Source organism: Actinomadura sp. KC345, assembly GCF_004348515.1.
In the GTDB taxonomy this organism is placed as follows: domain Bacteria; phylum Actinomycetota; class Actinomycetes; order Streptosporangiales; family Streptosporangiaceae; genus Spirillospora.
The window spans coordinates 1-23,033 of record NZ_SMKH01000045.1; the positions used below are offsets into that span (position 1 = coordinate 1).

Below are 23,033 nucleotides of genomic sequence, written 5' to 3' on the forward strand. Positions count from 1 at the left end.
AACGGGCGGCCGGCGGGGAGGACGGCTCGGAGGCGTGGGCGGAGGCCCGCCCCGCCCGGCCCGAACCTCATCTCCGGTTCACCCTGACTTTGCAGGCCAGGGGCGTAGGATGGGGGAGTTGCAGGCGTTCTGTCGGTGGGGCCTCCTACGGTCGGGGACGACGGGCCCGTCGGCGGCGCCCGTCCCAGCGACGACGCCGAGCGAAGGTGACGAACAGCATGCCGAACAGCACCATGGAACCGGACTTCCAGAAGCTCGCCGATCCGTACCGGCGGGAGCTCCTGGCGCACTGCTACCGGATGCTCGGCTCCATCCACGACGCCGAGGACCTCGTGCAGGAGACCTACCTGCGGGCGTGGCGCTCGTACGAGAACTTCGAGGGGCGCTCCTCGCTGCGGACGTGGCTTTACCGCATCGCCACCAACGTGTGCCTGACGGCGATCGACCAGCGCGGCAAGCGGCCGATGCCGTCGGGGCTGGGCGCGCCGAGCGACGAGCCCGAGCGGCCCGTCGTGGCCTCGCCCGAGGTGCCGTGGCTGGAGCCCGCCCCCGACACCGTCCTCGGCGCGGACGCCGCCGACCCCGCCACGATCGTCGCGGCGCGGGAGAGCACCCGCCTGGCGTTCGTCGCGGCGCTGCAGCACCTTCCCGCCAAGCAGCGGGTCGTGCTGATCCTGCGGGACGTCCTGAAGTGGCGGGCCGCGGAGGTCGCCGAGCTGCTGGACACCTCGACCGCCGCGGTCAACAGCGCGCTGCAGCGGGCGCGCGCGCAGCTCGACGAGCACGCCCCGGTGCGGGACGAGCTGGTCGAGCCGACCGACCCGGCGCAGCGCGACCTCCTCGAACGTTACGCCAAGGCGTTCGAGGACGCCGACATCACCGGGCTCATCGAGCTGTTCAAGAAGGACATCGTCTGGGAGATGCCGCCGTTCCCCGAGTGGTTCGTCGGCGCGGACGTGGTCGTGCGGCTCATCATCGCCCAGTGCGGCCCGGCCCCGGGCGACATCCGCATGGTCCCGGCGTCCGCCAACGGGCAGCCCGCGTTCGGCATGTACATGCGGGACGAGGAGGGCGTCCACCGCCCCTACCACCTCCAGGTGCTGAGCGTCACCGACGACGGCGTCGCGCACGTCTCGGTGTTCTTCGACACCACCCTGTTCCCGGTGTTCGGACTCGCCGAACGCCTCTGATCAGCCCCCTGTTCTTCCACTCTGCGGAAACCTGGACGCGCCGCGGCCCGCATAGGCTGCGATGGTGGTCGGCGGCGGTGCGGGTGCCGTCCGCCGAGCGGGAACGGGAGGCACATGGTCGTGATGGGCCGCACCGCCCGCGCCGGCGAGCACAAGATCTTCGACGAGTGCACGCTGCCGCTGACCGAGCGCGCCGCGGAGGAAGGGAGCAGCGCATGACCCACCCCCCGTACCTGTCCCCGGGCTACAAGAGCACCGTGCTCCGGGCCCCGGCGCAGGAGCCGATCATGCCGAAGCTCGGCCCGGACAGCATCGAGCTGACCTCGCCGGTCTTCGGGCACCAGGAGCTCGGCCGGCTGGACTGGGACCTCACCCTCCAGCACCGCGGCGAGCCGCTCGGGGAGCGGATCATCGTGACCGGCCGGGTGCTCGACGGCGCCGGCCGCCCGGTGCGCGGCGCGCTGGTCGAGGTCTGGCAGGCGAACGCGGCGGGCCGCTACGCCCATCTCGGCGACGTCCATCCGGCGCCGCTCGACCCGAACTTCACCGGCGCGGGGCGGTGCCTCACCGACGACGAGGGCCGCTACCGGTTCGTCACGATCAAGCCGGGCGCCTACCCGTGGCGCAACCACCACAACGCGTGGCGGCCCGCGCACATCCACTTCTCGGTGTTCGGCACGGCGTTCACCCAGCGGCTCGTCACCCAGATGTACTTCCCGGGCGACCCGCTGTTCGCCTACGACCCGATCTTCCAGTCGATCCCCGGCGAACGGGACCGCGAGAAGCTGGTCTGCCGGTTCGACCTGGACACCACGAAGCCGGAGTGGGCGCTCGGCTACCAGTGGGACATCGTGCTCGGCGACACCCCGATGGAGGCCTGATGACCACCCCGTCCCAGACGGTCGGCCCGTTCTTCGGCCACGCGCTGCCGTACGAGGCCGGTCCCCGGGTCGTGCCGGGCTGGCGGCCGGACGCGATCGACGTGCGCGGCCGGGTCCTGGACGGCGCCGGCGAGCCGGTGCCGGACGCGCTGCTGGAGATCTGGCAGGCGGACGAGACGGGCGAGATCCCGCGGCGGCCCGGCGGCATCGTCCGCGACGGGCACGGCTTCTCCGGGTTCGGCCGGTGCGGCACGGACGCCGCCGGCGGCTACTGGTTCACCACCGTCAAGCCCGGCGGGACAGGCGGCGGCGCGCCCCACATCGCCGTCCTGGTCTTCGCGCGGGGCCTGCTCAAGCCCGTCTTCACCCGGCTGTACTTCCCCGAGGACGAGCCCGCCCACGCCGCCGACCCGCTCCTGTCCGCGGTCCCCGCCGAGCGGCGCGCGACCCTGATCGCCGAGCGCGACGGGGAGCGCGGGTACCGTTTCGACATCCGGCTGCAAGGGGAAGGGGAGACGGTCTTCCTTGGCTTCTGACGAACCCGGCGCGCCGCCGGGCGCCGTGTCCCCGGACGCGGGGCTGCTGTCCCCCGTCCGCGCGGGGACGGCGGCCGAGGCGGCGACGGGCGACGCGGCGTACCTGGCGGCGATGCTCGACGCGGAGGCGGCCCTCGCCCGGGCCCAGGCCCGCCTCGGGATCATCCCCGGGGACGCGGCCGAGGCGATCGGCGCCGCCGCCGAGCCGGGCCGGTTCGACCTGACGGACGTGGCCCGCCGGGCACGCGGCTCCGGCAACCCCGTCGTGCCGCTGGTCGCCGACCTGCGGGCGCTCGCCGGTCCCGCCGGCGAGCACGTCCACAAGGGAGCCACCAGCCAGGACATCGCCGACACCGGCGCCATGCTCGTCGCGGCCCGCACCAGGCGCGTCGTCCTCGCCCACCTCGACCGGGCCCTGGACGCGCTGGCCGGGCTCGCGGCGCGGTACCGCGACACGCCGATGGCGGCCCGCACGCTCGGGCGGCAGGCGCTGCCGACGACGTTCGGCGCGAAGGCCGCGAACTGGCTCATGGGGTGCCTGGAGGCCCGCGAGCGGCTCGCCGCGGTGCCGCTCCCGGCGCAGCTCGGCGGCCCCGCCGGAACCCTGGACGCCTTCGCGGACCGGGCGCTCGACGTCGTCGCGGCGTTCGCGGAGGAGACCGGGCTGGCCCGCCCCGTCCTGCCGTGGCACACCCGCCGTACGCCGGTCGCGGAGCTGGGCGCGGCGCTGGCGCTGACCGCCGGGGCGCTCGGCAAGATCGCGACCGATGTGTGGCTGCTGTCGCAGAGCGAGGTCGGGGAGGTCGCGGAGGCCGCCGGGGCCGGCAGGGGCGGCTCGTCGTCGATGCCGCACAAGCGCAACCCGGCGCTGTCCGCGCTGATCCGCTCGGCCGCGCTTCAGGTGCCCGCGCACGTGCAGGTGCTGCACGCCGCGCAGGCCGCGCCGCACGAGCGGCCTGCGGGGGAGTGGCACGCCGAGTGGCAGCCACTGCGCGAGTGCCTGCGGCTGACCGGCGGCGCCGCCGAGACCGCCGCGGACCTGCTCGACGGCCTGGAGGTCTCGGCGGAGCTGATGCGGGCCGACCTCGACGACCTGCTGGACCTGCTCGGCGGCGACCCAGGGCCCGGCGCCGCGGCCGTCCTGGTCGGCCAGGCCCTCGACGCCTACCGGAGGAGCCGCGCGTGACCGAGTCGCCGGTACCGGCGGGAGCGCCGCCGCGGCACCGCCTGGACGGCCCGGCCGGCGCGCCCGTGGTCGTCCTCGGCCCGTCCCTCGGCACGTCCATGGACCTGTGGCTGCCGCAGCTGCCCGCGCTGGCCCGCAGCTGGCGGGTCCTGCGCTACGACCTGCCCGGCCACGGCGGGGCGCCGCCCCCGGACGGCCCGTTCACCGTCGGCGATCTCGCGGACGGGATCGTCCGCCTGCTGGACGGCCTCGGCGTCGCCCGCGCCGCCTACGCGGGGGTGTCGCTCGGCGGCGCCGTCGGCCTCGCCCTCGCGCTCCGCGCCCCCGAACGCGTCGGCAGCCTCGTCCTGTGCTGCACGTCGCCGCGGTTCGGCGGGCCGGAGACCTGGCACGCGCGGGCGGACCTCGTCCGCCGCGGGGGCGTCGGCCCGGTGGCCGACACCGCGGCGGAACGCTGGTTCACCCCGGAGTTCACCGGCGCGGAGCCGTACGTGGCGATGCTCCGCGCGACCCGCCCCGACGGGTACGCGGGCTGCTGCGACGCGCTCGCGCGGTTCGACGCGACCGGCCGCCTCGGCGAGGTCTCCGCGCCCACGCTCGTGATCGCCGGCGCGCGGGACGCGCCGACGCCGCCCGAAGGCCACGCCGACCGGCTGGCCGAGGGCATCCCGGACGCGAGCCTGACCGTCGTCGGCGGCGCCGGGCACCTCGCGAACGCCGAGCGGCCGGATCCGGTCACGGACGCGATCACCGCGCATCTGGACCGCACATGGAAGGGGGCCTCATGAGCGAGGAGTCCGCGGCCGGCGGGAGGCCGACCGAGACCGCGCGGCACGCGCGGGGCATGGAGACGCGCCGCGAGGTCCTCGGCGACGCCCACGTCGACCGCGCCGAGGCCCGCAAGGACGCCTTCACCGCCGACTTCCAGGACCTGATCACCCGCTACGCGTGGGGCGAGATCTGGAGCCGGCCCGGCCTGGACCGCAGGACCCGCAGCTGCGTCACGCTGACCGCCATGGTCGCCGGCGGCCATCTGGACGAGCTGGCCATGCACGTGCGCGCCGCGCTCCGCAACGGCCTGACGCGGGACGAGATCAAGGAGGTGCTCCTGCAGACGGCGATCTATTGTGGAGTGCCCGCCGCGAACTCGGCGTTCGCCGTCGCCCAGCGGGTACTCGCCGAACAGGAATGACGGGCGCGAGCCCGGGTGGAGGGCCGGTGCCAGGCGACAGGGCGCGAGACGGCGGGGCGGAGCGCCCGCGGCCGGTCAGCGTGGCGGGCAAGGTCATGGCCATCCTGAACGCGTTCGCGCAGGGCGGCGTCCGTCTCAACCTGAGTGAGATCTGCCGCCGCGCCGGCCTCCCGCCGGCGACCGGCCACCGCCTCGTCGGCGAGCTGGCCGAAGGCGGGTTCCTGGAGCGGGTGCCGGACGGCACCTACCGCATCGGGACCCGGCTGTGGCGGATCGGCAGCCAGGCCCCGGCGGTCATGGGCCTGCGGGAGCTGGCGCTCCCGCACATGGAGGACCTGTACGAGGCGACGCACGACAACGTGCAGCTCGGCGTCCTGCGCGACGGCCACGTCCTGATCGTCGAGCGGCTGCGCGGGACGCGGTCGGTGCCGGTCGTGACGCAGGTCGGCGCGCTGCTGCCGCTGCACACCACCGGGGTCGGCCAGGTGCTGCTGGCCCACGCCCCGCGGGAGGTCAGGGAGAAGGTCCTGGCCGGCGAGCTGGCCCGGCACGCGGTCCGCTCCATCACCGACCCCGGGGACCTGCGGCGCTGCATCGAGCGGGTCCGCCGCGCCGGCTACGCCGTGACCCGCGACGAGATGACGCTGGGCGCCTCGTCCGTCGGAGCGCCCGTGCGGGACGGCGCGGGCGACGTGGTCGCGGCGATGTCGCTGGTGTCCGGCACGCGCGGAGCCGACCTGCGGCGGCTGCTGCCGCCGCTGACCACGGCCGCGCGGGCCCTGTCCCGCGACGTGGCCGCCCACTGGGGCGGGCATCCCGACACGTTTTCCGCTGAACGGAACACCGGCGCCTGAACCTGCGGCGATGCGCGCGAGTATCGCCCGGGGGACCGACGACGAGGAGGCTGGATGCGCACCCAGGTCGCGATCATCGGCAGCGGCCCCGCGGGACTGCTGCTGTCCCATCTGCTGCACCTGCGGGGGATCGACTCGGTGGTCCTGGAGAGCCGGGACCGCGACTACGTGGAGCACCGGCAGCGCGCCGGGGTGCTGGAGCAGGGCACGGCCGACGTCCTGCGCGACAGCGGCGCCGGCGAGCGCCTCGACCGGGAGGGCCTCGTCCACCACGGGGTCGAGCTGCGCTTCGGCGGCGCGGGGCACCGCATCCCGCTGACCGACCTCACCGGCCGCACGGTGACCGTCTACGCGCAGACCGAGGTCGTCAAGGACCTGGTCGCCAAGCGGCTCGCGGACGGCGGCGACGTGCGCTTCGAGGCGGAGGCGGTGGCCCTGGACGCGTCCGCGCCGAGCGTGACGTTCCGCAGCGGCGGCGGGACGCACACCCTCGACTGCGACTACATCGCCGGCTGCGACGGGTTCCACGGCGTCAGCCGCCCGGCGGTGCCGGGGCTGCGGACGTTCTCCCGCGAGTACCCGTTCGCCTGGCTCGGGATCCTCGCCGACGTCGCGCCGTCCACCGAGGAGCTGATCTACGCCGGGCACGACCGCGGTTTCGCGCTGCACAGCCTCCGCTCGCCCCAGGTCAGCCGCCTGTACCTGCAGGTGTCACCGGACGAGGACCTGGCCGCATGGTCCGACGCGCGCATCTGGGACGAGCTCGCCGCGCGGTTCGCGACCGACGACGGCTGGAAGCTGCACGAGGGGCCGATCACCGACAGGTCGGTCACGCCGATGCGCAGCTTCGTGGCCGAGCCGATGCGCCACGACCGGCTGTTCCTCGCCGGGGACGCCGCCCACATCGTGCCGCCGACCGGGGCGAAGGGCCTCAACCTCGCGGTGTCGGACGTGATCCTTCTGGCGCAGGCGTTCGCCGAGCGGTACGCCTCCGGTTCGGAGACGCTCCTGGACGGCTACTCCGCCGCGTGCCTGCGGCGCGTCTGGCGGGCCGAGCACTTCTCGTACTGGATGACGCACCTCCTGCACGCCGACCCCGCCGCGAGCGCCTTCGACCGGCGGCTGCAGCGCTCCCATCTGGACTACGTGGTCTCGTCCCAGGCGGCCTCGACGTCGCTGGCCGAGAACTACGTCGGCCTCCCCATCGCCTATTAGACCGGGTCAGCCCGGGTCGGCGGGCTCGGCGCCCAGCGTGTCGAGGAGCTCCGTGACGGGCTGGAGCTTCTCGTACAGCAGCAGGACGGGCTCGCCCGGCTCCGCCATGTCCAGCGCCGAGGCGACCGCCCCCTTCAGGTCGCCCGCCGGGTGGTGGCGCACGTCCGGGCGGCCCTCCCGCAGCCCCTGGACGATCAGCCGGGTCATCTCGCCCGAGCGGCGGCCGCGCAGGTCCTCGTCCTCGTAGACGACGACGCGGCCGAACGTCGCGGCCAGGGCCCGCGCGGTCTCGCCGACGAGGTCGTCGGACCGGTCGCCCGGCAGGGTGACCGCGGCGACGCCCCCGGCGCCCCAGCGCCGCTCGACGAGCGCGCCCATCGCCGCGACGGCCGCCGGGTTGTGCGCGTAGTCGACCAGGACGGGGTTCTCGCCGACCTGGTACACGCATCCGCGGCCCGGGTTGCGGGTGTGCGGGTCGAACGTGCGCAGCGCGCGTGCCACCACGTCCACCGGGACGTGCAGCGCGCGTGCCGCGGCGACCGCGGCGAGCGCGTCGGCCACGACGTGGGCGGCGTGCCCGCCGAAGGCGCCCGCCACCTCGGCGGCGGGCAGGATCCGCGTCCGGCGGTCCCCGCGGGCCTCGGTCAGCCAGCCGTCCGCCACGTAGTAGCCCCGGCCGCCCTCCCGCAGGTGGTCCGCGAGGACGGGCTCGTCCGGGGACGGCGCGAAGTAGCGGAGCACCGGCTCGCGGTCCCGCACCGCGCGCCGCCCGGCCAGCCCCGCCGTGGGCGGGTCCGCGGCGTTGAGGACGAGGTGCCCGCCGCGCCGTATCTCCTCGGCCACCAGGGCCTTGATGCCGACCAGGTCGTCCAGGTTCTCGGTGTCGTCCACGCCGAGGTGGTCGCGGGTGATGTTGGTGACGACGGCGACGTCGGCGTCCTCGTAGCCGAGGCCGCGCCGGACGATCCCGCCCCGCGCGGTCTCCAGGACGGCCGCCTCCACCGAGCGGTCGCCGAGCACCATCTCCGCCGAGCGCGGCCCGGACGCGTCGGACCGGTGGACGAGCCGCCGCCCCACGTGCACGCCCTCGGTGCCGGTCATGCCGGTGCGGCGGCCGTCCAGCTCCAGCATGTGCGCGATCAGGCGGACGGTGGTGGTCTTGCCGTTGGTGCCGGTCACCGACACGACCGGGACCCGCGACGGCGTGCCCGGCGGGTACATCAGGTCGACGATGTCCCCGGCGACGTCGCGCGCGGCGCCCTCGTGCGGCGCCAGGTGCATGCGCAGGCCGGGGGCGGCGTTGACCTCCAGGATCCCGGCGGCGCCGGGCTCGGCGGGCGGCGGGGAGCCGATGTCGGGAAGCCTCAGGTCGATCCCGCAGACGTCCATGCCGACCGCGGCGGCGGCCCGGACGCACATCTCCGCGATCCCCGGGTCGACGACCCCGGTCACGTCGCGGCTGGTGCCGCCGGTGGACAGGTTCGCGTTGCGGCGCAGCCAGACCCGCTCCCCGGCCGCGGGCACCGACTCGGGTCCGTGCCCCTGCCGCGCCAGCAGCGCCCGCTCCGCCGGGCCGAGCGCCAGCCGGGTCAGCGGCCGGTCGTGGCCCTCACCGCGCGCCGGGTCGGCGTTGACCCGCTCCACGAGCTCGGCGACGGTGGCGGTCCCGTCGCCGGTCACGCACGCGGCGGTCAGCTCCGCCGCCGCCGCGACCCGGCCGCCGACCACCAGGACCCGGTAGTCCCGGCCCGGGATGTAGGACTCGACGAGCGCCTCGCCCTCGTCGCCGGCCGCGGACGCGAACGCGGCCACGACCTCCGGCGGGCTCGTCAGCTCGATGTGGACGCCTTCGCCCTGGTGGCCCGCGAGCGGCTTGACCACCACCGGGCCGCCGATGTCGCGCAGCGCCTCCAGGGCCTCCGCCGGCGTCCCCGCGACCCGCCCCGCGGGGACGGGCAGCCCCGCGTCGGCGAGCACCCGGTGCGCGAGCCGCTTGTCGCCCGCCACCTCCATGCCGATCGCCGGCGTGGCGTCGGTCATCGCCGCCCACACCGTCCGGCGGTACCGCCCGTACCCGAGCCGCAGCAGGTTCAGGTCGCCGACGCGGCGGACCGGGACGCCCCGGCGGCGCGCCGCGTCCGCCAGCGCCGCGGTGCTCACGCCGAGCCGGCCGCGCTCGTGCTCGGCGGAGACGCGGGCCAGGCCCGCGGACGGGTCGGGCACCCGCCCGGCGAGCGCGTCGCCGACGGTCCGCATGGCGAGCGTGACCAGCTGCTCCACCACCGTGCTGCCGGCCGGCTCGTCCCGGGGGCACTCCATGATGACGTCGTAGTCGCCCGGCCCGCCCGCGCGGACCGTGCGGCCGAAGAACACCTCGCGGCCGATCAGCCCGGACAGCTCCAGCGCGACGTGCTCGGTGACATGGCCGAAGTAGGTGCCGCGGGCCATCGCCTCCAGCAGCCCGCCCGGCCGGCCCGCCGAGCAGTGGTGCGTCGCCAGGCCCGGCAGCGCCTCCGTCAGCCGCTCGGCGAACCCGGGATGGTCGGTGGTCTCGTGGCCGGTCAGGCCCTGCAGGTCGAGCCGGGCGATCGCGACGGGACGCGGCAAATAGATGTTCGGGCCGCCGAGGCGGCGCACATGGTCGAGGCGCACGGTCAATCATCCTCCGGGCCGCGCATGTCGCCGATCTCGGGGAGCTTGTCGTGCATCTGGAACGCGCAACCGGCCGGCAGCAGGTGAAGGGACACGTCGAACATCGCCATCGGCTCGTGGTCCGAGGCCGCGTAGGCGACGGTGGACTGCCCCGCGTCCACGACCGTGACCACACCCGTCCCGACGACCTCGAAACGGCCGTCTCCCACCACGATCGCCGTGTCCTCGTCTATCCCCACGCCCAGCAGCCTGGTGTCCAGCGCTATCCCGCTCATCAGCCTCGGCAGCCGCCCGCGCTCGTTGAAATGCATGTCGATCAGCACGTTGTCGAGGAGGGCGAGGCCGGGGCCGACCTTCACGCTGGACGCGGCGACCTCGTGGCCGTGGCCGCCGAGGATCATCCAGTGGCCCATGGCGGTCGCGCCGGCGCTCGTCCCGGCGATGACCAGGCCCTCCTGGTCGAGCCGCCGCTTGAGCAGCTCGTTGGTCTTCGACCCCACCAGGGTCCGGATCCGGGACTGGTCGCCGCCGCTGAACAGCACCCCGGTCGCCGAGTCCAGCGCCCGCAGCGTCGCCGCGCTGTCGGCCGCGGCCCGGCCGAGCAGCCGCAGCTCCCGGACCGCGGACACGCCGAGGCGGCCGAACACGGCGGTGTACTCCTCGGCGACCTCCTCCGGTACCTCGGTCGCCGTCGTTATCACCACGACGCGGGCGTCCTCGCCGCCCGAGAGCTCGACGAAGGTCTCCAGCGCACCGGCCCCGCAGGTCCGGTTCTCCGCCCCGCCGATGATCAGCAGCCGGCCCTTGCGTCCGGCGTCGTCATATTTCTCTTTCACATCTGCTAGCTACCCCTGATCACATCTGGTAGTCGCGCGGTCGCGGACGGTCGGCGCGCGGCGGGCCGCCGGACGGGCCTCTCACTCGGCCGGGGGAATCTCCACGGCGGGCCGAACGCTTAATCTTGAACGGGGGATGACCGTTCCGTGGCGTTCCCCGCCGTGAGAAGCTGACTGTATTGGACGCATCGTCGAACGAGGGGCCTGCCGTGAGTGACATTCCCCGCCGCGCGGTGTCGCGTACCGCCAAGCTGGCGACGCTGCCGCTCGGCTTCGCCGGGCGCACCGCGCTCGGGTTCGGCAAGCGGACGATCGGGCGCCCCGCCGAGACCGTCGCGCTCGAGGTCCAGCGCCGCACGGCCGAGCAGCTGTTCGCGGTGCTCGGCGAGCTCAAGGGCGGCGCGATGAAGGTCGGGCAGCTGCTGTCGATCTTCGAGGCCGGGCTGCCCGAGGAGGTCGCCGGGCCGTTCCGCGCCAGCCTGACCCGGCTCCAGGAGGCCGCGCCGCCGATGCCCGCGGCCACCACCCACCGCGTCCTGGCCGAGGGCCTGGGCGACGACTGGCGGGACAGGTTCGCCGAGTTCGACGACGAGCCCGCCGCGGCCGCGTCCATCGGCCAGGTGCACAAGGCCGTCTGGCACGACGGGCGGACCGTCGCGGTCAAGGTCCAGTACCCCGGCGCCGCCCAGGCGCTGATGAGCGACTTCAACCAGATCTCCCGCGTCAGCAGGCTCTTCACCCCGCTGTTCCCCGGCGTCGAGGTCAAGCCGGTCATCGCCGACTTCAAGCGGCGGCTGGAGAAGGAGCTCGACTACGTCGACGAGGCCCGCGCCCAGACCGCCTTCCACGACGCCTACGACGGCGATCCCGACTTCGTCGTCCCCGCCGTGGTCGCCCAGTCCGGCCACGTCCTGGTCACCGAGTGGCTGGACGGCGCCCCGCTCGCCAGGGTGATCGCCGAGGGCGACCAGGAGCAGCGCGACCGCGCCGGCGTGCTGCTGTTCCGGTTCCTGCTCTCCGGCCCGGCCCGCTGCGAGATGATCCACATCGACCCGCATCCCGGCAACTTCCGGGTGCTGGACGACGGGCGCCTCGGCGTCATGGACTTCGGCGGCGCCGCCCGCGTCCCGTCCGAGCTGCAGTGGTCGATCGGCCGGCTGACCCGCATCGGGACGCTCGGCGACCCCGACGACATCGTCGACGCCCTCTACGAGGAGGGCTTCCTGGTGCCGGACGCCGAGGTCGACCCCGACGAGGTCGCCGCTCTCATCGGGCCGCACGCCGCCCCGTTCGCGGTGGAGCGCTTCCGGTACTCCCGGGAATGGATGCGCGAGCAGACCGCGCACGGCATCGGTCTCGCCTCCGACATGCGCCCCGGCGCGCTCGCCCGCCAGTTCCGGCTGCCGCCGCAGTACCTGGCCGTCAGCCGCGCCCTCTCCGGGGGCGGCGGGGTCCTGTGCCAGCTGGAGGCCGAGGGCGCCTTCCGCGCCGAGGTCGAGCGCTGGCTCCCCGGCTTCACCGACGACGGCGGCCCCGACGCAGGCGGAAACGACGCCGGCGGAACCGGGGAACCCGAAGAGGCGACCGCGTGAGCGGCCCGTTCAGGAGAGGGCCCGTGCCTCCTCTTCCTCGACCTGGCGGTTCCAGTCGCCCTTGGACGACTGCCAGCCGTCCTCGTCCCGGCCGCGCCGCCAGTAGCCCGAGATCGACAGCCGCTCCATCGGGAGCCCGCGCTCGATCCGCAGGTGCCGCCGCAGCGCCTTGACGAAGTTCGCCTCGCCGTGCACGAACGCCTGCACCTCGCCCTCGGGGAAGTCCAGCTTCTGGACGGCCTCGACCAGCAGGTCCCCGACCTGGCCGGCGCCCCGGTGCAGCCACACGATCTCCGTGTCCCCCGGCGTCGGCAGCTCCTGCTCCTCCTCGGGCCCGGCGACCTCGACGAACACCCGGGCGGGGGCGCCCTCCGGGATCCGCTCCAGCGAGGCGGCGATCGCCGGCAGCGCGCTCTCGTCCCCGGCCAGCAGGTGCCAGCCGGCGTCCGCGCCGGGGGCGTACGCGCCGCCGGGACCCTGCAACAGGATCTCGTCGCCCGGCCGGGCGGCCGCCGCCCACGGGCCCGCGAGACCCTTGTCGCCGTGGTGGACGAAGTCGATGGTCAGCTCCACCGCCTCGGGATCCCACGCGCGCACGGTGTACGTCCGCGTCACCGGCCACTGGTCGCGCGGAAGCTCCGCGCGGACCCGCTCCATGTCGAACGGCTCGGGGTACTCCACGCCGGGCCGGCGGAAGAGCAGCTTCACGTAGTGGTCGGTGAACTCGCCCGCGCCGAACCCGGCGAGCCCCTCACCGCCGATGACCACGCGGATCATGTGCGGTGTGAGGCGCTCGGTGCGCAGCACCCTCCCGCGGTTGAGCGCGCGCCCCTTGCGTGCCGGTTCCGTCGCCATACGGCCAGTCCTCCCGATGATCCGGATCACCCTACTTAGGTCACCCTAACCAACGGAGGCGGCCGACTGTTCCCCCGGCTCGGCGGGGACGGCGCGGCCGGCGCCCGGTCAGCGCGCCGGCGCCGGGTGCCGCGTGCGGGTCCGCGCGACCTCGGCGGCGACCGCCTCGAAGGCGGCGTCCGTCTCGCCCTCGCCGAGGACGGTGAAGAGGGTCGACTTGACGATGACGACGTCGTACCGGGGCGAGACCCAGATCAGCTGGCCGCCGAGGCCGTTGGCGGAGAAGTCGCCGTCCTCGCCGAGCCACCACTGGAAGCCGTACCCCTGGTTGAACGGCGCGGACGGCCGCGTGGAGCGCTCCACCCACGAGGCCGGGACGACCTGCCGCCCGTTGGCCCTGCCGCCGTTCTTGTACAGCAGGCCGAACCGGGCGAAGTCGCGGTCGGTGGCGTAGTAGCAGCAGTACGCCATGCTGTTGCCGCTGGAGTCGTTGCCGATGAACGCCTTGGCCGCCATCCCCGCCGGTTTCCAGATCTTCTCCTGCACGTAGGCGTGGTAGGGCACCCCGGTCGCCTCGGCGACGACCCAGCCGAGGACGAACGAGTTCATGCTGGTGTACTCGAACCTGGTCCCCGGCTCCCAGCCCCGCTTCTGCCGCGCCGCCATCTCGGTGAGCGGGCGCCCGAGGCTCGCGGCGACATGGACGGGCGGGATGTCGGTCGTCTCGTTCCATTCGATCCCCGACGACATCCGCAGCAGGTCCCGCAGCGAGACGCCGTCGAACCCGGACCCCGCCAGTTCCGGGAGGTAGCGGGTGACCGGGTCGTCGATCGAGTCGATGTGGCCCTCGCCGAGCGCGATGCCGACCGCCGCCGACGTGAACGACTTCGCCATCGACCACGACTGGAAGAGGCTGGTGCGATCGGCGGCGAGGTAGCGCTCGAACACGATGTCGCTCCCGTCCAGGACGACGAAGCCCTGCGTCCCGGTCCGGGCGAGGTAGTCGTCGAGCGTGTGCGTCCGGCCCTCGTGGGTGTAGGTCACCGAGAGCGGGCGGTACGCCTCGCGCAGCTCGACCGGGTCCGGCGAGGGGAGCAGCGGGTCGAACCCGGCCCGGTGCTCGGTGACGGCGGCCGAAGGCGGCGCGGGCGGCGGGGCGGCGGGGGCGGCGTGCGCGGGAGCGGCGGTGAGCGCGGCGGCCAATGCTGTGGTGGTGAGTGCGGTGGTGAGTGCGAGCGTCCAGGGCATGCGGCGCATGCGACCTCCGTGGGGGGCGGGTGTCGGCCGGGGTTCCACCCCCGATGGTTGCCGCGCCGCGACGGTGCGTCCATGTGATCATCCAACGAAATCCGGGCCCGGGTATGAGCATGAGCGAACGGTCGGCGACCTGGTGCGGGTGACCCTCCGAACAGGTCCTTCTGCGATACGTTCATGGCACCCCGCGACAGTCAGCCGCCCCGTGCCGCCGGAGGACCGATGTCCCTGCTCAGCCAGTTGCTCACCGCCGTCTCCGACGGCTCGGTCGAGGTCGTCGACCTGACCGCGCCGCTGTCGGAGCGGACCCCGATCCTCCGGCTGCCGGAGCCGTTCGCGAACACCGTCCCGTTCCGGCTGGAGGAGATCAGCCGCTACGACGACCGCGGGCCCGCCTGGTACTGGAACGACATCGTCACCGGCGAGCACGTCGGCACCCACTTCGACGCGCCCGTGCACTGGGCCACCGGCCGCGGCGGCGAGGACGTCTCGCAGGTCCCGGCCGGCCGGCTCGTCGCCCCCGCCGTCGTGCTGGACGCGTCCGCGCACGCCGCCGCCGACCCCGACTTCCTGCTGGAGACCGACCACGTCCGGGACTGGGAGAAGGCGCACGGGCCGCTCCCGGACGGCGGCTGGCTCCTCTACCGGACGGGCTGGGACGCGCGGTCCGGAGACCAGGACACCTTCCTCAACGCCGACGACACCGGCTCGCACACGCCGGGGATCTCGGCCGAGTGCGCGCGGTGGCTCGCCGAGGAGACGCCCCTGCTCGGCCTCGGCGTGGAGACCGTCGGCACCGACGCGGGCGGCGCCCACGCGTTCGACCCGCCGTTCCCGTGCCACTCCTATTTCCTCGGCGCCGGCAAGTACGGCCTCACCCAGCTGCAGAACCTCGACCGGCTCCCCGCCCGCGGCGCCGTGCTGCTCGCCTCGCCGCTGCCGATCGTCGGCGGCTCCGGCAGCCCAGCCCGCGTGCTCGCGCTGGTCGAGCGATGAACGTCGCGGAGGCGGTGGGCGAGACCCTCGCGCGGTTCGGCGCCGAGACCGTCTTCGGCGTCGTCGGCAGCGGCAACTTCCACGTCACGAACGCGCTCGTGGCGAACGGCGCCCGGTTCGCCGCCGCCCGGCACGAGGCGGGGGCCGCCACCATGGCCGACGCGTACGCGCGGGTGAGCGGCGGCCTCGGCGTCGTGTCGCTCCACCAGGGGCCCGGCTTCACCAACGCGGTCACCGGCATCGCCGAGGCCGCCAAGAGCCGCACGCCGCTGCTGGTGGTCACCGGCGAGGTGGCCGCCGCCGCGGTCCGCTCCAACTTCCGCGTCGACCAGGCGGCCATCGCCGCGGCGGTCGGGGCCGTCGCCGAGCGTGTCCACTCCCCGCGGACCGCGATCGCCGACGTGACCCGCGCCTGCCGCACGGCGGTCACCGAGCGCCGGACGGTGCTGCTCGGCCTGCCCCTGGACATCCAGGAGGCCGAGCTTCCGGACGGCGCCGGGGAACCCGCCGTCGGCAGGCGCCCGCGGAACCCGCCGCCGCCGGTGCCGCCGCCGGCCGCGATCGCCCGGCTGGCCGACGCGCTGCAGGACGCCGAGCGGCCGGTGTTCGTCGCCGGGCGGGGAGCGCGGCTGTCCGGCGCCCGCGAGCCCCTCGCCGAGCTGGCCGGACGCTGCGGCGCGCTGCCCGCCACCTCCGCCGTCGCCCGGGGGCTGTTCAACGGCGACCCGTTCTCCCTGGACGTCAGCGGCGGCTTCGCCACCCCCGCCGCCGCCGAGCTGATCCGCGGCGCCGACCTGGTCGTCGGCTGGGGCTGCTCGCTGAACATGTGGACGACCCGGCACGGCGCCCTCATCGCCGGGGACGCGAAGGTCGTCCAGGTCGACCTGGACGCACGGGCGCTCGGCGCGCACCGCCCCGTCGACCTCGGCCTCATCGGCGACGCCGCCGAGACCGCGCGGGCCGTCGCCGCCGAACTGGAGGCGCGCGGCCACTCCGCCACCGGCTACCGCACCCCGGACGTGGCCGGGCGCCTCGCCCGGGAGGGGCGCTGGCAGGACGTCCCGTACGAGGAGCATCCCGGCGCGGAGGACGGCGACGCCCCCCGCATCGACCCGCGGACGCTGTCCATCGCCCTGGACGCGATGCTGCCCCGCGAGCGCACCGTCGCCGTAGACTCGGGCAACTTCATGGGCTACCCCGCGATGTTCCTGGACGTCCCCGACGCCGACGCGCTCGTGTTCACCCAGGCGTTCCAGGCGGTGGGGCTCGGCCTCGCCACCGCCATCGGCGCCGCCGTGGCCCGTCCCGACCGGCTCACCGTCGCCGCGCTCGGCGACGGCGGCGCGCTGATGTCGGCCGTGGAGCTGGAGACGGCCGTCAGGCTCGGGCTGGGGCTCCTCGTGGTCGTCTACGACGACGAGGCCTACGGCGCGGAGGTGCACCACTTCGGCCCGGGCGGCCACCCTCTGGACACGGTCACGTTCCCGCCGGCCGACCTGGCCGCGATCGGCCGCGGGTTCGGCTGCGCGGCGGCGACCGTCCGGCGGCGCGAGGACCTGGCCGCGGTCGCCGGCTGGCTGGCGGGCCCCCGCGACCGCCCGATGCTCGTCGACGCGAAGGTCACGCGAGGCGGCCCCGCCTGGTGGCTCGAGGAGGCGTTCCGCGGCCACTGACCGCCAACGCCGCCGCGACTCCCGTCCCTTGGAGTGCCTGGAGGCCGGTGTAGCGGATGCCTCGCTGGGAAAGATCACCACCACGTTCATCTCCGGGGGGTGGTGATGGGCGTGACAGGGGTGCCGACATTGTCGGCACGTGCCGGTTGACCCGCTTGATCGGACGAACTTACGTTCGCGGCGGTTGTGCCTTACGTCACACACCCCAGAGGAGGAGAGATGACGCGAGGGCCGAAGGTCCCCGAACTCGCCCGGGAGATGGCAGCGGAGTTCGCCGGAACGATGATCCTGATCCTGTTCGGGTGCGGCGTCGTCGCGCAGGTCATCGCCGCCGGGGGGCTCGGCGACCCGCAGAGCCTCGGCGACCACGACAGCATCGCCTGGGCCTGGGGCATCGGGGTCACGCTGGGCGTGTACACCGCGGCCCGCATCAGCGGCGGGCACATCAACCCGGCCGTCACGGTCGCCCTCGCGGTCTTCAAGGGCTTCCCCTGGCGCAAGGTCCTCCCGTACTCCCTCGCCCAGCTGGCCGGCGCCTTCGTGGGCGCGCTGATCGTGCGGTGGAACTACAGCGAGGTCCTGCAGAAGTTCGACCCCGGCCTGACGGAGAAGTCGCACATCGTGTTCTCCACCATGCCCGGCAACGGGACGCTGCCGATCGGGACCTGGCCGGCGTTCCGCGACCAGGTGATCGGCACCGCGATCCTGCTGTTCCTCGTGCTGGCCCTCACCGACCTGCGCAACGCGCCGCCGCTGGCGAACCTGGCGCCGTTCATCATCGGACTGGTGGTCGTGGCCATCGGGATGGCGTTCGGCGCCCTCGCGGGCTACGCGATCAACCCGGCCCGCGACCTCGGACCGAGACTCGTCCAGTTCCTCACGGGTTACGACAACGCGTGGAGCGACCAGTTCGGGAACCTGTACTTCTGGGTCCCGATAGCGGGACCGCTCATCGGCGGCATCGTCGGCGCCGGCCTCTACGTCCTGCTCATCGGGCGCCACGTCCCCGAGGACGAGGTGGGAACTCCGGCGGCCGAGCCCGAGCCGAAGTTCGACGTTTCCTGACGGGTCCCGACCCGACGCAGAAAGGGAGAGTCCATGGCCGACTTCGTCGGAGCGCTCGACCAGGGCACCACGAGCACCCGCTTCATGATCTTCGATCACGGCGGCAACGAGATCGCCCGCCACCAGCTCGAGCACCAGCAGATCCTGCCGCGGGCCGGGTGGGTCGAGCACAACCCGACCGAGATCTGGGAACGCACCCGGGCCGTCATCCAGTCCGCGCTGAACCGGGCGAACCTGAGCCACGGCGACCTGGCCGCCTTCGGCATCACCAACCAGCGCGAGACGACCGTGGTGTGGAACCGGCGGACCGGCCGGCCGTACTACAACGCGATCGTCTGGCAGGACACCCGCACCGACCGGATCGCCTCCGCGCTGGAGCGGGACGGCAGGGGCGAGACGATCCGGCACCGCGCCGGCCTGCCGCCCGCCACGTACTTCTCCGGCGGCAAGATCCAGTGGATCCTGGAGAACGTCGACGGGGTCCGGGAGGCCGCCGAGAACGGCGACGCGATCTTCGGCAACATCGACACGTGGGTGCTGTGGAACCTGACGGGCGGTCGGGACGGCGGCGTGCACGTCACCGACCCGACCAACGCCAGCCGCACCATGCTGATGGACCTGGAGACCCTCGACTGGGACGACCAGCTCCTCTCCTTCTTCGGTATCCCGCGCGGGATGCTCCCGGAGATCAAGTCCTCCTCCGCGCCCGATCCGTACGGGCCGACCCGCGCCGACGGCCCCTTGGGCGGCGAGGTGCCCATCACGGGCATCCTGGGCGACCAGCAGGCGGCGACGGTCGGGCAGGTGTGCTTCGCGCCCGGGGAGGCCAAGAACACCTACGGCACCGGCAACTTCCTCCTGCTCAACACGGGTGAGGAACTCGTCAGGTCGAAGGCCGGGATGCTCACCACCGTCTGCTACAGGTTCGGCGACGACAGGCCGGTGTACGCGCTGGAGGGGTCGATCGCGGTGACGGGGTCGGCGGTGCAGTGGCTGCGCGACCAGCTCGGCATCATCTCCGGCGCGTCGCAGAGCGAGTCGCTGGCGCGGCAGGTCGACGACAACGGCGGAGTCTACTTCGTGCCCGCGTTCTCCGGGCTGTTCGCGCCCTACTGGCGCTCGGACGCCCGCGGCGCGATCGTCGGGCTGTCGCGGTTCAACACCAACGCCCACCTGGCCCGCGCCACCCTGGAATCGATCTGCTACCAGTCCCGCGACGTGGTCGAGGCGATGCGCGAGGACTCCGGCGTCTCGCTGGACGTGCTCAAGGTCGACGGCGGCGTCACCGAGAACGAGCTGTGCATGCAGCTGCAGGCCGACGTCCTGGGCGTCCCGGTCTCGCGGCCCGTGGTCGCCGAGACCACCGCGCTGGGCGCCGCCTACGCCGCCGGCCTGGCCGTCGGGTTCTGGAACACCACCGACGAACTGCGCCAGAACTGGAACGAGGACCGCCGCTGGGAACCCACCTGGACCGACGAGCAGCGCCGGACCGGCTACGCCGGCTGGAAGAAGGCCGTGGAACGCACCTACGGCTGGGTGGACGTGGACTGAGTGGACCGAGAGGAACCCTGATGATCGGACGCCGTCTCGCCGCGGCCGCCCTCGCCGCCGTGGTGGGCGCCGGCGCGCTGACCGCCGCCGGCGCCGCGCAGGCCGCGCCCGTCCGGCCGGCCGCGCCCGCCCCGCAGAAGCCCGGAGGGGAGGTCGACTTCACCGGGATCGTCGCGCTGAGCAACTGCTCGGGTTCCCTCGTGCGCGGGCCGCGCTCCCGGGACACCGACCCCGCGCTGGTCCTGACGAACGGCCACTGCCTGGAGACGGGCATGCCCGGGGCCGGCGAGGTCATCGTGGACCAGGAGTCGACCCGGGCGTTCACGCTCCTGGAACGGAGCGGGAAGAAGGAACTCGGCTCCCTTCGGGCCACCCGGATCGAGTACGCCACGATGACCGACACCGACGCGGCGGTCTACCGGCTCGGCACCACCTACGCCGCCATCGAGAAGCGCTACGGCGTCCCGGCGCTGCGCCTGTCGACGGCCCGCCCGCACGACGGCACCGAGATCCGAGTCGTGTCGGGCTACTGGAAGACCATCTACGGCTGCAAGATCGACGGCACCGTCCACCGGCTGCGCGAGGCGGACTGGACGTGGAAGGACTCGATCCGCTACACGCCCGAGTGCCGGACCGTCGGCGGCACGTCCGGCTCGCCGATCGTCGACGCCCGGACGCGCCGCGTCGTCGGGGTCAACAACACCGCCAACGAGGACGGCGAGCGCTGCACGCTCAACAACCCTTGCGAGGTCGGCCGCGACGGCGGCATCACCGTCCGGCGGGGCATCGCCTACGGCCAGCAGACCCACCTGCTCGCCCGCTGCCTCGGGAAGGGCGGCGACGTCGTGCTGGACCGGGGGTGCGCGCTGCCGAAGCCATGACCCGCCCGGTCGCCACCGGCTCCGCCGCCCGGGTCACCCCTCGGCCAGCAGCCCGGCGCGGAGCCGGTCGAGGGTGGCGCGGAGCAGCCGCGACACGTGCATCTGGGACAGGCCGATCTGCTCGGCGATCTGCGTCTGGGTCTTGTTGCCGAAGAACCGCAGCAGCAGGATCGTCCGCTCCCGCTCGGGGAGGTCGTCGATCAGCGGGCCGAGGGCGTGGCCGTCGATGAAGGCGTCCAGCGCGGGGTCGTCGGATCCGAGGTACTCGCCGACCGTGCCGTTGTCGCCGTTCTGCGAGCCGTCGGCGGGGGCCTCCAGGGACAGCGGGCGGTAGGCGTCGCAGGCGACGATGACCTCGACGGTCTCCTCCTCGGTGATGTCCATGAGCGCCGAGATCTCGGCCGTGGTGGGGGAGCGGCCGTGCTCGCGGGTGAACTCCTGCATGGTCCGCTGGAGCACCGGACGCAGTTCCTGGATGCGGCGGGACACGCGGATGCCCCAGGTCTTGTCGCGGAAGTGCCGCTTCACCTCCCCGGTGACGACCGGGTAGGCGTAGGTGACGAAGCGGTCCCCGATCCCCGGGTCGAACCGGTTGATGGCCTTGACCAGGCCCAGGTAGGCCACCTGCTGGAGGTCGTCGATGGGTTCGCCGCGGTTGGCGTACCGGCGCGCCACGCCGCGGACCAGCGCGGCGTGCATGTCGACGATCCGCGCCCGCAGCCGTTCCCGCTGGGGATCGTCCTCGGCGAGCCCGTTCATCTCCGCCAGCAGGAGTTCCGTCTGTCCGTCGTTGAACCGGGTCGTGGTGGGCTGCGCCGACGTCATGCGTGTCGTCTCCCTTCTGGGCGGAGGCCGGCGAGGCAGGGGCGATCGCTCGGTGCTCGTCCACTACCCGGCAGAATGCAGATCACACCGAAAGGCCCATGGAGCGGGGGAATCGGGCGACCCGGGCGGCGCGTGCCGGGCCGCCGGCCACCGGGGCCCGGGATAAAGGACGTCCCCTCGGGTACCGGCCGGGTGACGCCTGAGGGGGAGAGCCGTGAGCACGATCACCGAGTCGGTCAACGTCACCGTCCCGATCCGCACCGCCTACGACCAGTGGACGCAGTTCGAGACGTTCCCGCAGTTCATGGACGGTGTCGAGGAGATCCGCCAGCTCGACGACACCACGCTGCGCTGGCGGACGCGGATGGCCGGGGTCGTCCGCGAGTTCGACGCCAGGATCACCGAGCAGCTGCCCGACGAGCGCGTCGCCTGGAAGTCCCTGGAGGGGCCGACGCACGCCGGGGTGGTGACCTTCCACCGGCTGGACGAGACCACCACGCGCGTCACCGCCCAGATGGAGTTCGATCCGGAGGGCCTCGCGGAGAAGGCCGGCGACAGGCTCGGCGCCCTCGGCCACCGCGTCAAGGGCGACCTGCAGCGCTTCAAGTCCTTCATCGAGGCCCGCGGCGTCCAGAGCGGCGGCTGGCGCGGCAGGGTGGACCGGCCCGCGCCCTGACCGCGCCGGCCCTTCCGCGGTACGTCCGCCGCGCCGCGCGTCACCGGTTGACGGGCGCGTGAGCGGGTAAAGGCCGCATGAACGCTGGTGCGGCCCAGGCTCGCTGATCCGAGCACCTGGCTCCGAGCTCGCGAGTGGGCCGCTCCGTGACTCTGCCCAGACGGTCGTTTCGGTAAACCGGTAGGTGTCTCAAGTGTCACGGCACGGGCAGATGCGCGTCCTGGTGACGGGGTGGCCGAGCTTCCTGCACGGTGAGGCCACGGCGGGCGACGTCCTGGCGATGGAGGCGGTGCGGCGCGGGCTGGCCGGCGCCGGTGTCGGCTGCGACCTCGCGTGGAGCCCGGTCTTCCGGCCGGGCGGGCTGGACCTCGGCGGCGCCGACCCCGGCCGCTACACCCACCTGGTGTTCGCCTGCGGTCCGCTGCACGGCCGGCAGATCGAGGACCTGCACCGCCGGTACGCGCGCTGCATCCGCGTCGCGGTCGGGGTCTCGGTCATCGACCCGGACGACCCCGCGGTCACCGGGTTCGACGCCGTCCTCGCGCGCGACACCCCGGCGGAGGCGCCGCGGCACGACCTGGCCGCGCTGCCGGCGACGCCTTCCGTGCCCGTCGCCGGGGTCGTGCTGGCGCCCGGGCAGGCCGAGTACGGAATGCGGCGGCGGCACGACCGGATCGAGGAGGAGCTGACGGGCTGGCTCGCCTCGCGCGAGTGCGCGCGGGTGCCCCTCGACACGCGGCTCGATCCGCGCGACTGGCGCCTGTTCACGACGGCGGCGGAGCTGGAGTCGGCGCTGCGCAGGCTCGACCTGGTCGTCACGACGCGGCTGCACGGGCTGGTCCTGGCCCTGAAGAACGGGGTCCCCGCGCTGGCGGTGGACCCGGTGGGCGGCGGCGCGAAGGTCACCGCGCAGGGCCGGGCCTGGTCGTGGCCCGCCGTGGTGACCGTCCCGGAACGGGAACCGGCACGGGAGGGCCCGCTGCTGGACGAGCGGGAGCTGGACCGGTGGTGGGACTGGTGCCTGTCGCCCGAGGGCGCGGGACGCGCCCCCGCGCTGCCGGCCGACGGCGCCATGATCGGTGAGCTGATGGACGTCCTCGGCGCCCGCTGAGGACGGCGCCGC

The 23,033-nt window shown here is 74.2% G+C and carries 21 protein-coding genes; 16 read left to right on the forward strand and 5 right to left on the reverse strand.

The genetic code is table 11. From position 1 onward, the window contains the following. The first annotated feature begins 206 nt into the window (after positions 1-206). From E1281_RS10440 to E1281_RS10470, 8 genes are all read left to right on the forward strand, one after another. Positions 207-1,190 carry a sigma-70 family RNA polymerase sigma factor gene (locus E1281_RS10440; protein ID WP_279433601.1) on the forward strand — a complete coding sequence of 328 codons (984 nt, stop codon included), beginning with the start codon at positions 207-209 and terminating at the stop codon, positions 1,188-1,190. Between the two features lie 215 nt (positions 1,191-1,405). Then, complete coding sequence (gene pcaH, locus E1281_RS10445) at positions 1,406-2,071, forward strand: protocatechuate 3,4-dioxygenase subunit beta (protein WP_131877084.1); 666 nt, start codon at positions 1,406-1,408, stop codon at positions 2,069-2,071. Next, the gene (gene pcaG / locus E1281_RS10450) at positions 2,071-2,607 is read left to right on the forward strand and encodes a protocatechuate 3,4-dioxygenase subunit alpha (RefSeq protein WP_131877085.1); all 537 of its coding nucleotides are present in this window, start codon (positions 2,071-2,073) and stop codon (positions 2,605-2,607) included. The genes pcaH and pcaG overlap by 1 nt, the downstream gene beginning before the upstream one ends. Next, complete coding sequence (gene pcaB, locus E1281_RS10455; protein WP_243716807.1) at positions 2,597-3,793, forward strand: 3-carboxy-cis,cis-muconate cycloisomerase; 1,197 nt, start codon at positions 2,597-2,599, stop codon at positions 3,791-3,793. The genes pcaG and pcaB overlap by 11 nt, the downstream gene beginning before the upstream one ends. After that, complete coding sequence (gene pcaD, locus E1281_RS42805; protein ID WP_347813278.1) at positions 3,790-4,581, forward strand: 3-oxoadipate enol-lactonase; 792 nt, start codon at positions 3,790-3,792, stop codon at positions 4,579-4,581. The genes pcaB and pcaD overlap by 4 nt, the downstream gene beginning before the upstream one ends. Continuing rightward, positions 4,578-4,985, forward strand: a complete 408-nt coding sequence (gene pcaC, locus E1281_RS42810; protein WP_347813279.1) for a 4-carboxymuconolactone decarboxylase — start codon at positions 4,578-4,580, stop codon at positions 4,983-4,985. Before pcaD ends, pcaC begins: the two co-directional genes overlap by 4 nt. Positions 4,986-5,011: 26 nt before the next feature. Then, on the forward strand, positions 5,012-5,839 hold the full coding sequence (locus E1281_RS10465) for an IclR family transcriptional regulator (RefSeq protein WP_243716809.1): 828 nt from the start codon (positions 5,012-5,014) through the stop codon (positions 5,837-5,839). Between the two features lie 54 nt (positions 5,840-5,893). Further along, entirely contained in the window at positions 5,894-7,054 is a 1,161-nt protein-coding gene (locus tag E1281_RS10470; protein ID WP_131877087.1) for a 4-hydroxybenzoate 3-monooxygenase, read from the forward strand. Between the two features lie 6 nt (positions 7,055-7,060). On the opposite strand, the gene cphA is transcribed toward E1281_RS10470, so the two are convergent. Continuing rightward, on the reverse strand, positions 7,061-9,706 hold the full coding sequence (cphA, locus tag E1281_RS10475) for a cyanophycin synthetase (protein ID WP_131877088.1): 2,646 nt from the start codon (positions 9,704-9,706) through the stop codon (positions 7,061-7,063). Between the two features lie 2 nt (positions 9,707-9,708). Continuing rightward, positions 9,709-10,542, reverse strand: coding sequence for a cyanophycinase (locus tag E1281_RS10480; protein WP_131877089.1), 834 nt, complete (start codon positions 10,540-10,542; stop codon positions 9,709-9,711). 209 nt (positions 10,543-10,751) lie between these two features. Here E1281_RS10480 and E1281_RS10485 point away from each other — a divergent pair, with 209 nt between their 5' ends. Further along, positions 10,752-12,134: an AarF/ABC1/UbiB kinase family protein gene (locus E1281_RS10485; protein WP_165958860.1), complete on the forward strand. Its 1,383-nt coding sequence runs from the start codon at positions 10,752-10,754 to the stop codon at positions 12,132-12,134. Positions 12,135-12,143: 9 nt separating this feature from the next. On the opposite strand, the gene E1281_RS10490 is transcribed toward E1281_RS10485, so the two are convergent. Together E1281_RS10490 and E1281_RS10495 are read right to left on the reverse strand one after the other, a co-directional pair. Beyond that, a complete protein-coding gene (locus E1281_RS10490; protein WP_131877090.1) occupies positions 12,144-12,989 on the reverse strand; it encodes a siderophore-interacting protein in 846 nt (281 codons plus the stop codon). Positions 12,990-13,097: 108 nt separating this feature from the next. After that, complete coding sequence (locus E1281_RS10495) at positions 13,098-14,246, reverse strand: serine hydrolase domain-containing protein (protein ID WP_131877091.1); 1,149 nt, start codon at positions 14,244-14,246, stop codon at positions 13,098-13,100. Positions 14,247-14,465: 219 nt separating this feature from the next. On the opposite strand from E1281_RS10495, the gene E1281_RS10500 reads away from it, so the two are divergent. The 5 genes from E1281_RS10500 (at position 14,466) to E1281_RS10520 (ending at position 20,409) form a co-directional block, all read left to right on the forward strand. Then, a complete protein-coding gene (locus E1281_RS10500) occupies positions 14,466-15,239 on the forward strand; it encodes a cyclase family protein (RefSeq protein WP_131877092.1) in 774 nt (257 codons plus the stop codon). Continuing rightward, complete coding sequence (locus E1281_RS10505) at positions 15,236-16,912, forward strand: thiamine pyrophosphate-binding protein (protein WP_131877093.1); 1,677 nt, start codon at positions 15,236-15,238, stop codon at positions 16,910-16,912. The genes E1281_RS10500 and E1281_RS10505 overlap by 4 nt, the downstream gene beginning before the upstream one ends. A 219-nt stretch (positions 16,913-17,131) precedes the next feature. After that, positions 17,132-17,977: an MIP/aquaporin family protein gene (locus tag E1281_RS10510; RefSeq protein WP_243716810.1), complete on the forward strand. Its 846-nt coding sequence runs from the start codon at positions 17,132-17,134 to the stop codon at positions 17,975-17,977. Positions 17,978-18,010: 33 nt separating this feature from the next. After that, positions 18,011-19,528: a glycerol kinase GlpK gene (gene glpK, locus E1281_RS10515; protein ID WP_131877094.1), complete on the forward strand. Its 1,518-nt coding sequence runs from the start codon at positions 18,011-18,013 to the stop codon at positions 19,526-19,528. Between the two features lie 20 nt (positions 19,529-19,548). Further along, entirely contained in the window at positions 19,549-20,409 is an 861-nt protein-coding gene (locus tag E1281_RS10520) for a serine protease (protein WP_131877095.1), read from the forward strand. Positions 20,410-20,442: 33 nt separating this feature from the next. Here E1281_RS10520 and E1281_RS10525 read toward each other — a convergent pair whose 3' ends face one another. Beyond that, complete coding sequence (locus E1281_RS10525) at positions 20,443-21,234, reverse strand: SigB/SigF/SigG family RNA polymerase sigma factor (protein ID WP_131877096.1); 792 nt, start codon at positions 21,232-21,234, stop codon at positions 20,443-20,445. Positions 21,235-21,448: 214 nt separating this feature from the next. On the opposite strand from E1281_RS10525, the gene E1281_RS10530 reads away from it, so the two are divergent. Both E1281_RS10530 and E1281_RS10535 read left to right on the forward strand, forming a co-directional pair. Beyond that, positions 21,449-21,910, forward strand: coding sequence for an SRPBCC family protein (locus tag E1281_RS10530; RefSeq protein WP_131877097.1), 462 nt, complete (start codon positions 21,449-21,451; stop codon positions 21,908-21,910). Between the two features lie 193 nt (positions 21,911-22,103). After that, positions 22,104-23,021 (forward strand): polysaccharide pyruvyl transferase family protein, encoded by a 918-nt coding sequence (locus E1281_RS10535; protein ID WP_243716812.1) that lies wholly within the window; start codon positions 22,104-22,106, stop codon positions 23,019-23,021. Positions 23,022-23,033 lie beyond the last annotated feature (12 nt).